Genomic DNA, 12,023 nt, shown 5'->3' on the forward strand with positions numbered 1-12,023 from the left:
CAGAGGATACGCGCTGCGGCCAGCGCGGTCGACTGCGCGGCGGCGCGCGGCGGCGCGGCCGCGGATCCGCCGGCCGGCGAGCGCGTCAGCGGAGCTCGCGCGGCAGCGGGGCGACGGCAGGGTCGCCGGAGGCGGCGCGGTCCGCCGGCGCGGCGCCCGCTGCGCCCGGGTCCGCGCAGCAGCGGAAGCCCTGCTGGTAAAACATGTGGTTCTCGTCGTGCGAGCGGGTCGAGGGGCGGCAGCGCGTGCGGACCGGGCCCCAGTAGCCGCCCTTCAGGATGGATGGGCGCTCGCCTTCGCGGACGGAACGGGTCCACTCATCGATGTTGCCGGTCATGTCGTAGACGCCGAAGGGGCTCCGGCAGCGGGGCTGGACGCCGGACGGCATCCCCTGCCAGAGCCGATCCATCTCGGCCATGGCGGCAGGGCCGCCCCGCGGGCGCAGCGCGGTCTCGATGTACGGGCGCCACGGCTGGTCGACGACGCACGCTTCCGGGTCGCGGACGTAACCGTATGGGTAGGGGCGCGCCTCCTCACCCTCGCAGGCGAAGGTCCACTCGGCCTCGTCGCAGAGGCGCTTGCCCTCCTCGGCGCAGAGCTCGCCCGCCTCGTAGAACGAGACGAGGATGACCGGATAGACGCCCTTCTGGTTGGGGTACTCGTAGCGATCGATGCAGAAATGCATCGGCTTCGTGTCGAGATCGCTCGACATCGCGAGCCACTTTTCGCGATCGAACTCCGCGCATCGCTCCGGGTAATCCCTGCTGATCCAGTGCTTGCAGGTCGTCCGCTGCATCTCGTCGATGGAGCGCAGGTCGCCCTGGGCCCTCGGCGTGGGGTCGAGCTTCATGGGGCCGGAGACCTCGACCATGCCCGTCGGACAGACGCCGCGGTTGCCCTCGATCTGGTCGGTGGCCTCGCGCGGCTCGGCGGGGGACGACGCGATCTGCCAGTGGCGGTCGCGCACGAGGCGCCACTCGAACCGGAGCCGGCGCGGCAGCGCGCCCGTGATGGCGGCCGTGGCGAGCGTCGGCGGCACGGCCGGCGCCTCGGCGAGCCGCAGCACGAGCAACGCGAGGCCGGCGACGCCCAGCGCGAAGCCGGCGGCGACGGCAGCGCGCAGCGCCCTCGCGCGGGGGGGCGCGGGCTTCCGCGGCGAGTGGGCGTACCTGTGCATGCTCCCTCGCGTAGATTACTGCGCGGGGGACTCGAAGGCAGACAACTTTTCGCGGAGCCGCGCCACGTCGCCCTCGCGTTCGTCGGACAGGTCGCGGGTCTCCCGGGGATCGCTCGCGAGATCGAACAGGAGCATCCGGTCGCGCTTCTTGCGCTTGAGGACGAGGAGCTTGAGGTGACCGTCGACGACCGCCGCGCGGCGGGCGGTGCGGGCGAACACCGGTCCGCGGGGCGCGCGGTCCGCGCCGGCGGCGATGGCGGCGAGGGAGCCGCCCTCGACGGCCGCGGCGTCCGCGCCGCCGAGATCGAGGACGGTGGGCGCGATGTCGATCGTGCTCACCGGGTGCGGGTAGCGGCCGGGCGCGGCGCCGGGGAGGGCGACGACGAGGGGGACGCGGATCGCCTCCTCGTAGAGCTCGACCCCGTGGCCGACGGAGGCGTGCTCGCCGAGGCCCTCGCCCTGCGCGCCGTGGACGATGATCGCGGTGCGGTCGGCGCGGGGGCCGCTGGCCACGGCGTCGAGCAGGGCGCCGAGCTGCCGGTCGACGTAGGCGATCTCGCCGTCGTAGGCGGCCGTCCTGCCGGCGCCGAAGCGGATGCCGGGGTGGCTGACGTAGCGCTCGTGGGCGTCGAAGAGGTGGAGCCAGAGGAAGACCGGCTGGGCGCGCTGGGCGTAGCCGTCGAGGAGCTCGATGGCCTTCTTGACGGCGAGGTGGCCGGTCGCCTCGCGCTCGGGGTGGGCCTCGCCGTAGACGGTCTCGAAGCGGTCGAACCCCTGGTCGAAGCCGCGCTCCTGGCTGATCCACGTGAACGAGCTGACCGCGGCGGTGAGGTAGCCGGCGCGCTTCATGCGCTCGGCGAGGGTGTCGTTCTCGGGCAGCAGCGTCGGCCACGCGCGGCGGTCGCGCGCCGCCCGGTTGAGGCGGCGGCCGGTGACGAGGGGCGCGATGGCCCGCTGCGTCTCGCTCGAGGCGGCATAGGCGCGCTCGAACAGCACGCCGCGGGCCGCGAGCTGGGCGAGCCGCGGGCTCGTGTCGCGGCCGTAGCCGTAGGCCGACGTGTGGTCGGCGCGCACCGTGTCGAGGGTGACGAGGAGGATGTCGGGGCGCGCCGGCGCGGACGTCGCGGCAGCGGCGGGGGCTGCGGCGGCGGTGGCGGGGGCCGCGGCGGCGGTGGCGGGGGCCGCGGCGGTGGCGGCCACCACGGCGGCGGCGGGGGTGGTGGTCCTGGTCAGGACGGCCGGGACGACCGCGCCGCGATCGTCGCGCGCCGCGGGCGCGGCGGCGGCGCGCGCCGGCGCGGCGGGAACGGCCGGCGGGGCGCTGGCAGGGGCAGGGAGGGCCGCGAGCGCCCGGGGGGGCCGGGAGGCGTCGCCCTGGGCCGCAGCGCCGCAACCCTGGTCGATGCCGTCGCCCGGGATGTCCGGCGCGCCGTGGTACCGGGTGGGGTCGCCCTCGTCGCAGTCGAGGCCGCCGAAGTGCGCGCCCATCCCGTCGCCGTCGCGGTCGGTCCACCGCTCGAGCGCGCCGAAGAGGGTGGCCGCGAGGCCGCCGCCGGCGCGGACGGCCTGGCCGAGCGCGGGGAACGACTCGACCCGGGCGGTCGCGGTCATGAGGACCAGGGCGGCGAGCGGGACGCCCGCGAGGCTGGCGACGCGGCCGACCGCGGCGCTGAGGTCGACGCTGGAGACGAGCGCGGTGGCCACGAGCGCGATGGCGCCGTCGACGATGGCGGCGCGCACGGCGGCGCCGGCGTCGCCGGCGGTGCTGCCCGCGAAGGCGGCGAGCGGCGCGAAGGCGGCGACGAGGGGCAGGGCGCCGATGGCGGCGCCGGCGACGGCGAGGATCCACGGCTTGACGCCGCGGGCGGCGAGGCGGTCGCCGAGCGCGACGAGGCGCTGGGTGAGGAGCGCCGCGGCGGCGACGCCGGCGAGGCCGAGGACGCCGAAGGTCGCGCCGGCGAGGCCGCGGTGGTGGGTCGTCGCCTTGAGGAGGGCGGCGAGCGCGGCGAGCACGGGCACGGCGACGCCGATCCAGAGCGCGACGCGGAGGACCGCGAGGCGCTCGCCGCCCGCGCCGACGATGCCGCGGAAGCCGCGGCCGGCGGCGCGCGAGAGGATGATCGCGAGCGTGACGAGCGGGAGCAGGACCGCGGTGCCGACGAGGAGCCCGTCGAGGAACGACGCGCCGGCGCGGGCGGTGCGCAGCGCGGTCGGGACCGCGGAGAGCGACGCGACGCCGAGGCCGAGGACGCAGGCCTCGCCGAGGCGGGTGGTCCAGGCGCTGCGGCGCGGCGGCGGGGGGGCGGACCGCGCCGGCGGGGGGACGGACCGCGCCGGCGGCGCGCTCGGGCGGGGGGGCGGACCGCTCGGGGATCGCGGCGGGACGCTGTCATGGGCGCCGGCGGCGCTCGGCGGCGGGGGACCTGGTTCGGCGGTGATCATGGGCACACTGGGGGAGGGCCGCGCGGGCGCCTCGCGAGGGCCTGTCGCGCCTGGCCGCGAGGTCGTGCGCCCTGCAGAACGGGGGCCTACCATCGGCGCACGGAACCGGAAAGTATCCTGCGGGAGCGGATGGGCTGGGGGCGGCGGGGAAGGGGGCGCTCGGGGTCGAGCGTCGCGCGCTGGCGGGCTGCGGGCAGCTGCGGCACCATGGCGGAGCCGTGCCGCTCCCTGCGCGCAAGCTCGCCACGATCGCGGACCTGCTGGCCATCCCCGAGGCGCGGCGCTTTCACGAGATCATCGACGGCGAGCTGGTCCCGAAGGCGATGCCCTCGCCGAAGCACGGCGGGGCCCAGGCGTCGCTCGCCGGGATCGTGTTCCGACCCTACAACCGTCGGCCGGGAGGGCGCTGGCCCGGGGGGTGGTGGTTCGCCACCGAGGTCGAGGTGGAGCTCGAGGAGCACGAAGTCTACCGTCCGGACGTGGCGGGCTGGCGGCGCGAGCGCCTCCCCGAGCTGCCCGAGAAGACGCCGATCCTCGTGCGTCCGGACTGGGTCTGCGAGGTGCTGAGCGCATCGAACGCGCGCAACGATGTCGTGAAGAAGCAGCGCACGTACCACCGATGCCAGGTGCCCCATTACTGGATCGTGGATCCCATGAACGAGGTGCTCACCGTGCTTCGCTGGACGGAGGGCGGGTATCTGAACGTGCTCACGGCGGAGCGGGGCGAGCGGGTCAGGGCAGAGCCGTTCGACGCGATCGCGTGGCCCGTCGGCGTGCTCTTCGGGGACGACCCGGACGAGGAGTAGGTCGGCCGTCGGGTCGGCAGCTCGACGAGGCAGGGAGCGGGGAGCTCAACCTGGGTCGGGGAGCTCAACCTCGGTCGGGGAGCTCAACCTGGGTCGGGAGCTCAACCTGGGTCGGGAGCTCAACCTGGGTCGGGAGCTCAACCTGGGTCGGGAGCTCAACCTGGGTCGGGAGCTCAACCTCGGTCGGGAGCTCAACCCGGGTCGGGAAGCTCCAACCTGGGTCGGAGAGCTCAACCCCGGTCGGGAGCGCAACCCCGGTCGGGAGCGCAACCCCGGTCGGGGAGCTCAACCCGGGTCCTCCGGCGCCGGCCGCGCCGCGATCACCCGGCTCATCACCCCTCGCAGCGCGTCGAGGTCGAACGGCTTGTCGAGCACCGCGGCGGCGCCGAGGGAGCGCGCCAGCGCGTGGGTGGAGCTCTCGCCGAAGGCGGTGATCAGGACGATGGGCGGCCGGCGCCGCACCGCGGACAGGCCCGCGAGCACCTCCATGCCCGTGAAGCACGGCATCTGGATGTCGCTGACGATCGCGTCCACGTGCGCAGGCGGCTCCCGGCCGGCGAACCAGGGCAGGAGGTAATCGAGGAGCTCCAGGCCGTTCTTCGCCTCGACGACCTCGAAGCCGTCACACTTCAACGTGGACGCCAGCAGCGCCCGCATCTCGTCGTCATCCTCGGCCACGAGCACCCGGCAGCCCGCGCCGTACCGGTCGGCGGGCGGAGGGGGCGGCGGATCGCCGACCCACGGGTCGATGAGGCTCATGCACAGCTCCTTCCGCCAGCCATCCCGTGCCGACGAGGCCGGCGAGCACACGCGCTTTGCACGTCGTATGCCTCGTGCCGCCAGGGCCCAGGAGCCGGCGCGAGCAGGGGAGTTTTGCCCCACCCGGGGAGGTTCGGGACGCCCTGCGTGGACCGGCCGTCACCGTCGATGCAACGGAGCCGACGGCGCCGATCGATCGCGGGCGCGCGCCGGCAAGCTCGCGGATCTCGACGCTCGCGCCCGGCTGAAGGTCGATCGGGCACGAGGTGCGTTCGACGTGCGGTCCCTCACTTCAGGACGGGCTTGATGTCGACGACCGGCGTTCCGTCGATGGCCTCGAGGGGCCCGACGCGGAGGCGTTCGCCTTCGATGGCGCGCACGACGACGGGGTGGAGGCCGAGCGGATTCGGTCGGTCCGGCGATCGCGTCGCGAAGACGCCCGTGAGCGGGTTGCTCGTGTCAGAGCGCGGGTGGACCTGGAGGACGTCGCGGCGCGCCTCGTGAAGCCACGTGATGAGGAGGATCTCGTCGCCAGCGACGAGGCCTTTCAGCGCCTCCGCCGCCCACGGGTGCACCTCGACCCAGGCATCGGGCGCGCCCTCCGAGCCCTGCCTGGGCGCCTCGCCGAGGCCCTTGAGCGCGGACCGGATCACGCCGATCGGACGCAGGTGAGCTCCGACCGACGCCGCCTCCATCGCCACGCTGCTCATGTCCCAGGGAGGGAAGCGAGGCGGCTCGAGGATGTCAACGGAGAAGCGCGTTGCACCTCCACGGGCGATCGAGGAGCGCTCGGACGAGGCCGCGTCGCGGCGGCGCGGCCATCCTTCGTGGACGGCCGCACGGACGGCCGCGAGGGAGGTTTGCCGCGCGCCGGGGAGGACGTGGCCGCAGGTCAGGCGGGGCTCATGTCGACGTGTGCAACACCTGAGTCCGAATCGGCCAACTTGGACAGTGTCGACCATCGATATGCATCATCGCTCTGAGCAGGCCGAGAGTGTTTTGGTCGCCTCGGTTGTCCGCTGGTTTATGTTCGATTGAGCCCGACGAGCGTTGTGGCCACCGCGGCGCCGTGAAACATGCGCATCCACCACGTCCCCGACGGGAGCTGTCTCGCGCGCCCGCGCCGGACCCCACGGACCTTCGTCGCGCCGCTGGGGCGCCGCTGGGTGCCGCTGGGTAACAGAAACAGCGCGCGCGGGAAGGCGCAGCCCGGCGGGAGACGGGCAGGTCGACTGACAAGACCGGCAGAACCAGCGAAGCGGAAACCGCCGCGAACCCGCTTGACCCCCCGCGTGACCGCAAGCTATGTTCCCCGCATGCCCAGCGCGTTCACCGCGTCCTCCGCTCGCTCCGGCTCCGAGGCCTTCGTCCTCGGCGTCGCGTCGCACGCGGCCGCCCGGGTGAGCTCGCGCGTGGCCGGGCTGCGCTGGTGGCGCTGGTGCTCTACCAAGGCGGGCCCCAGCGACGGGTAACGCGCCCCCCTCCGGGGAGGCCGACCTGAAGAAAGAAGAAAGAGGGCCCGCCGAACAACGGTGGGCCTTTTCGTTTTTGTCCGCTATGCAGGGCGCCGCGGTCCGACGCTTGAATCCCGAGGAGCAGTGTCTGCCGGAACGACCGTGAACATGAGGAGCGAACCATGATGCATGCAGTGATCGACGCGCTCTGCGCGGGGGTGGACCTCTCCGCCGAGCAGGCGGAGGCGCTGTTTCGCGACGCGTTCGCGGGAGCGCTGAGCGAGATCGAGCTCTCCGCGCTGCTGGTCGCGCTCAAGGCGAAGGGCGAGACACCGGTCGAGGTCGCGGGCGCCGCGCGCGCGCTCCGGGGGGCCGCGGCGCCGTTCGCGCGGCCGGCCTACGCGTACGCCGACTGCTGCGGCACCGGCGGAGATGGGCAGTGCACCGTCAACGTGTCGACCGCCGTGGCGTTCGTGGCCGCCGAAGCGGGGCTGCCGGTGGCCAAGCACGGCAACCGCTCGGTCTCGTCCCAGTGCGGCTCGGCCGATGTCCTCGAGGCGCTCGGCGCCCGGCTCGACCCGGCGGCCGAGGTCTCGCGCCGCGCGCTCGACGAGGTCGGCTTCTGCTTCCTCTTCGCGCCGCAGTACCACGCGGGCATGCGCCACGCGATGCCGGTGCGCCGCGCCCTCAAGGTGCGCACCATCATGAACCTGCTCGGCCCCCTCGTGAACCCGAGCGCGCCGCCGATCCAGGTGATGGGCATCTACGACCCCGCGCTCGTCGGCCACGCCGCCCGCACGCTCGGGATGCTCGGGTGTCAGGCCGCGCTCGTCGTGCACGGCGGAGGCCTCGACGAGATCGCCCTGCACGCGCCGACGCGCGCGGCGCGCCTCCGCGACGGGGTCGTCGAGGAGCTCACGATCGACCCGTCGGACGCCGGCGTCTCGCCCGCGCCGCCCGAGGCGCTCCGGGGCGCCGGCCCGGCCGAGAACGCGGCGTGGCTCCGCGACCTCCTCGCCGGCCGCGGCGAGCGGGCCCACCGCGAGGCCGTCGCCATCAACGCGGGGGCGCTGCTCTGGATCGGCGGGCGCGCCGACAGCCTGCGCGAAGGGACGGCCTCCGCGCTCGAGGCGCTGGGCTCGGGCCGCGCGGCCGAGCGGCTCGCGCGCTTCGTGGCGCTGAGCCGGGAGGCGTCTCAAGAAGCGCGCAAGGAGGCGAATCATGGCTGAGCAAGGCAATGTGCTCGGGCGCATCGTGGAGCGGAAGCGGGCGGACGTGGCAGAGCGCGAGCGGCGCACCCCGCTCGCCAGCCTCAGGGCGAACGCCCCGCCCACCTCGCGGAGCCTCAGGCGCGCGCTCTCCGCGCCGGGGGCGCGGTTCATCCTGGAGTGCAAGAAGGCATCCCCGTCCGAGGGCGTGATCCGGCCGGACTTCGATCCGCACGCCGTCGCCGCGGCCTACTACGGCGTCGCGGACGCGGTGAGCGTGCTGACCGACGAGCCCTTCTTCCAGGGCAGCTTCGAGATCCTCCAGGCCGTGCGCGCGGTCCTGGACGTCCCGATCCTCTGCAAGGACTTCGTCGTGAGCCCCTACCAGGTGGTCGAGGCGCGGGCGAACGGCGCGGACGCCATCCTGCTCATGATGTCGGTGCTCGACGACGCGACCGCGCTGCTCTGCCTGGGCGCCGCCGAGGCGCTCGGCATGGACTGCCTCGTCGAGGTCCACGACGAGGCGGAGCTCGACCGCGCGCTCGCGCTGCCCGCGCCCGTGATCGGGGTCAACAACCGCGATCTCAAGACGCTCAAGGTCGATCTCGCCGTCTCGGAGCGGCTCGCCCCGCGCGTGCCGCGCGACCGGATCGTCATCGCCGAGTCGGGCGTCGAGTCGCGCGCCCACGTGGAGCGGCTCGCGCCCTCGGTCGATGGATTCCTCGTCGGCACCTCGCTCATGCGCAGCCCCGACATCGCCGACGCCGCGCGCGCGCTGGTGAACGGCCGGGTGAAGGTCTGCGGCCTGACCCGGCCCGGGGACGCGCGCGAGGTGGAGCGGCTCGGGGCCCGCTTCGGCGGCCTCGTCTTCGCCGAGGCCTCGCCGCGTCGGGTGACGCGCGAGCAGGCCGAGATCGCGATCGCCACCGCCGCGGGGCTGCCGTTCGTCGGCGTTTTCCTGAATCAACCCGCGGACTTCGTCGCCGATACGGCGCGCGCGCTCGGGCTCCGCGCCGTGCAGCTGCACGGCGACGAGGACGCCGCGTACGTCGAGGGGCTGCGGCGCGCGCTCCCGGAGGGGTGCGAGGTCTGGAAGTCGGTCCCGATGGCGCCGGCCGGCGCCGCGGGCGCGGCCGGCGGGCCCGGCGCCGCGGGCGAGGGCGCGGCCGGTCAGCCGGGCGCCGCCGGCGCGGGCGCCGAGGTCGAGCGCCGCGCCGATCGGCTCGTCTTCGACACGCGCACGGCCGAGGCGCGCGGCGGCACCGGGCGGACGTTCGCGTGGAGCGCGCTCGAGGGCCACCCGGCGCGGGGCCGGAGCCTGCTCGCGGGCGGGCTCACGCCGGACAACATCGCCGCGGCGCGCCGGGTGGGGACCTGGGCGCTCGACGTGAGCTCGGGCGTCGAGCGCGCGCCCGGCGAGAAGTGCGCCGAGCTGCTCGCGCGGCTGTTCGATGCCGCGCGCGGCCCCTCGCGCCACGACCCTGGCCCCGCGGCCCCGGCGGACCGCGCGTCCCCCTGAACCGCATCTTTTACAACGCACCACGCACCATCGACGATCGAGGCAATCACCATGCAGCAAAGCGGCCGCTTTGGCGCCTTCGGCGGCGCCTATGTCCCGGAGATCCTCGTGCCCGCGCTCGAGCAGCTCGAGCGCGCGTACCTGGAGGCGCGCGGCGATCCGTCGTTCGCGGCGGAGTTCAACGCCTTGCTGACGACCTACGCCGGGCGCCCGACGCCGCTGACCCTGTGCCGCAACCTGACCGGCGACCCGCGGGTGAAGGTGTACCTCAAGCGCGAGGACCTGCTCCACGGCGGCGCGCACAAGACGAACCAGGCGCTCGGCCAGGGGCTGCTCGCGCGGCGCATGGGCAAGCGGCGGCTGATCGCCGAGACCGGGGCCGGCCAGCACGGCGTCGCGACCGCGATGATCGGCGCCCTGCTCGGGATGCCCACGCGCATCTACATGGGCGCGAAGGACGTCGAGCGGCAGCGGCTCAACGTCTTCCGGATGCGCCTCATGGGGGCGGAGGTGGTGCCGGTGAGCTCGGGCACCCAGACGCTGAAGGACGCCCTCAACGAGGCGCTGCGCTACTGGACCGAGAGCTACGAGGACACGCACTACCTGATCGGGACGGTCGCCGGGCCTCACCCGTTCCCCACCATCGTGCGCGACTTCCAGTGGGTGATCGGCCGAGAGGCCCGCGCCCAGATCCTGGAGGTCGAGGGGCGCTTGCCCGACGCGGTGGTCGCGTGCGTGGGCGGCGGCAGCAACGCGATGGGGATCTTCTCGGAGTTCATCCCGGACAAGGGCGTGGCGCTCGTGGGCGTCGAGCCCGCCGGACACGGCCTGTCGACCGACAAGCACGGCGCGACGCTGCTCAAGGGCCGGCCGGGCGTGCTGCACGGGTCGGAGACCTACATCCTCCAGGACGAGCACGGGCAGGTCGCCGAGACGCACTCCGTGTCGGCGGGCCTCGATTATCCCGGCGTCGGGCCGGAGCACGCGCACCTCATGACGTCGGGCCGGGCGACCTACGTCGCGGCGACCGACGACGAGGCGCTCGACGCGTTCCAGCGGCTCGCGCGCAGCGAGGGGATCATCCCGGCGTTCGAGTCGGCGCACGCGATCGCGCACGCGCTGAAGATGGCGGCGGAGGCGGCGCAGGCAGGGCGAGAGACGGTGCTCGTCGTGAACCTGTCGGGCCGCGGAGACAAGGACATGGAGCAGGCCCAGAAGCTGCTCGATCCCGGGAGGTCGGCATGAGTCGGGTGGCGGTGAAGACGCGCTACGATGGCGCATTCGAGCGGCTGCGGCAGCGGGGCGAGGGGGCGTTCGTCCCCTTCCTGATGCTCGGGGATCCCGACCTCGCGACCAGCGCGCGGCTGCTCCGCGCGGCGGTGGAGGGCGGCGCGGACGCGATCGAGGTCGGGATCCCGTTCTCGGATCCGATCGCGGACGGCCCGACGGTCCAGGCCGCCGCCGTGCGGGCGCTCGCGGCCGGGGTGCGGCCGCCCGACTGCATCGAGCTGCTCTCGCGGTTCCGGGCGGAGGCGCCGGAGGTGCCGGTCGGCATCCTGACGTACGCGAACCTGGTGAAGCACCGCGACCTCAAGGGCTTCTATGCGTCGGTGGCCGCGGCCGGGGTCGACAGCGTGCTCGTCGCCGACGTGCCGGTGAGGGAGTCGGAGCCGTACGTCGCGGCGGCGCGCGCGGCGGGCGTGGCGCCGGTGCTGATCGCGCCGCTCAACGCCTCGGAGTCGACGCTGGAGCTGCTCGCGGAGCGGTGCGCCGCGTACACCTACTGCGTCACGCGCAAGGGCGTGACGGGGGCGGACGAGCAGCTGCGCCTCAGCCATGGGTCGCTCTTCGAGACGCTGCGTCGGTTCGGCGCGCCGCCCGCGATCCTCGGGTTCGGCATCTCGAAGCCCGAGCACGTGCGCGACGCCCTCGCCGCCGGGGCGTTCGGCGTGGTCAGCGGGTCCGCGGTCGTGCAGCGGGTCGCGGCGAACCTCGGCGATCCGGAGGCGGCCGCGCGCGCCGTCGCGAGCTTCGTCCGCGAGATGAAGGCGGCCACGGCGCGCTGACCCTCGGTGGGGTCGAGCCGGGTGGTCGGGTCGAGGCCCGCCGCGCGGCTCGCCGCGCCGCCCGCCCCGCTCCCTGCAGCGGCCGCGCGGTTCGCTGCACGTCGCTTCCGCACCAGGGCGGCCAGCTCCAGGATGGCCGTCGCGCCCAGGAGATCGCCATGCGGCTCACCGCGAACACGACCGCCTTCCTCGCCGCTGCGGCCATCGGCGCCGCCGCTGCGCACCTCGAGGCCGCCATCGCCCTGCTGGCAGCGCCGGACGCGCCGGACGCGCCGGACGTCGACCGAGCCCCCGCGACCGCGTCCTTTCACCTCACGACCGGCCCCGTGTCGATCGCGCTCCACGCGGCCGCGCTGGGCGGCCATCGCGACGGGTGGCCGGCGGGCACGCCGGCTCGCGCCCACCTGGCCATCGGCGTGGCGATCCCGGCCCTCGGCCTGCGCGCCGTCCACCGCGTGAGCTACGCCGCGCCGGCGCGCAGCGGCGACCGCGCGCCGATCCGCCTCGTCGAGGCGCTCGCCAGCGGGCGCGTCCGCGCGTGGCTCTCGTGGCAGGCGGCGAGCTGACCTGGCGGGCGCGCGGCGCCGCGCCG

11 protein-coding genes are annotated in these 12,023 nt (G+C 74.8%); 7 read left to right on the top strand and 4 right to left on the bottom strand.

Features of this window, described 5'->3' with window-relative positions; genetic code table 11:
- Positions 1-85: 85 nt before the first annotated feature.
- Entirely contained in the window at positions 86-1,177 is a 1,092-nt protein-coding gene (locus WMF33_RS07965) for a formylglycine-generating enzyme family protein (RefSeq protein ID WP_437336575.1), read from the bottom strand.
- 15 nt (positions 1,178-1,192) lie between these two features.
- The gene (locus WMF33_RS07970) at positions 1,193-3,619 is read right to left on the bottom strand and encodes a sulfatase (RefSeq protein WP_437336576.1); all 2,427 of its coding nucleotides are present in this window, start codon (positions 3,617-3,619) and stop codon (positions 1,193-1,195) included.
- Between the two features lie 218 nt (positions 3,620-3,837).
- On the opposite strand from WMF33_RS07970, the gene WMF33_RS07975 reads away from it, so the two are divergent.
- Positions 3,838-4,425 carry a Uma2 family endonuclease gene (locus WMF33_RS07975; RefSeq protein ID WP_437336577.1) on the top strand — a complete coding sequence of 196 codons (588 nt, stop codon included), beginning with the start codon at positions 3,838-3,840 and terminating at the stop codon, positions 4,423-4,425.
- Between the two features lie 285 nt (positions 4,426-4,710).
- Here the strand turns inward: WMF33_RS07975 and WMF33_RS07980 are convergent, their stop codons facing one another.
- Entirely contained in the window at positions 4,711-5,184 is a 474-nt protein-coding gene (locus WMF33_RS07980) for a response regulator (protein WP_437336578.1), read from the bottom strand.
- A 287-nt stretch (positions 5,185-5,471) separates the two neighbouring features.
- Complete coding sequence (tsaA, locus tag WMF33_RS07985; RefSeq protein ID WP_437336579.1) at positions 5,472-5,894, bottom strand: tRNA (N6-threonylcarbamoyladenosine(37)-N6)-methyltransferase TrmO; 423 nt, start codon at positions 5,892-5,894, stop codon at positions 5,472-5,474.
- A gap of 606 nt (positions 5,895-6,500) precedes the next feature.
- Between tsaA and WMF33_RS07990 the strand changes: the two genes are divergently transcribed.
- The 6 genes from WMF33_RS07990 (at position 6,501) to WMF33_RS08015 (ending at position 11,997) form a co-directional block, all read left to right on the top strand.
- Entirely contained in the window at positions 6,501-6,656 is a 156-nt protein-coding gene (locus WMF33_RS07990) for a hypothetical protein (protein ID WP_437336580.1), read from the top strand.
- Between the two features lie 167 nt (positions 6,657-6,823).
- Positions 6,824-7,867, top strand: coding sequence for an anthranilate phosphoribosyltransferase (trpD, locus tag WMF33_RS07995; protein WP_437339454.1), 1,044 nt, complete (start codon positions 6,824-6,826; stop codon positions 7,865-7,867).
- A complete protein-coding gene (gene trpCF, locus WMF33_RS08000; protein ID WP_437336581.1) occupies positions 7,860-9,365 on the top strand; it encodes a bifunctional indole-3-glycerol-phosphate synthase TrpC/phosphoribosylanthranilate isomerase TrpF in 1,506 nt (501 codons plus the stop codon). The genes trpD and trpCF overlap by 8 nt, the downstream gene beginning before the upstream one ends.
- A 51-nt stretch (positions 9,366-9,416) precedes the next feature.
- On the top strand, positions 9,417-10,610 hold the full coding sequence (gene trpB / locus WMF33_RS08005; RefSeq protein ID WP_437336582.1) for a tryptophan synthase subunit beta: 1,194 nt from the start codon (positions 9,417-9,419) through the stop codon (positions 10,608-10,610).
- Positions 10,607-11,431, top strand: coding sequence for a tryptophan synthase subunit alpha (gene trpA / locus WMF33_RS08010; RefSeq protein ID WP_437336583.1), 825 nt, complete (start codon positions 10,607-10,609; stop codon positions 11,429-11,431). Before trpB ends, trpA begins: the two co-directional genes overlap by 4 nt.
- Before the next feature lie 158 nt (positions 11,432-11,589).
- The gene (locus WMF33_RS08015) at positions 11,590-11,997 is read left to right on the top strand and encodes a hypothetical protein (RefSeq protein ID WP_437336584.1); all 408 of its coding nucleotides are present in this window, start codon (positions 11,590-11,592) and stop codon (positions 11,995-11,997) included.
- Positions 11,998-12,023: the final 26 nt, after the last annotated feature.

It is taken from the genome of Sorangium sp. So ce394 (assembly GCF_051474665.1).
GTDB classification, from domain to species: domain Bacteria; phylum Myxococcota_A; class Polyangia; order Polyangiales; family Polyangiaceae; genus Sorangium; species Sorangium cellulosum_D.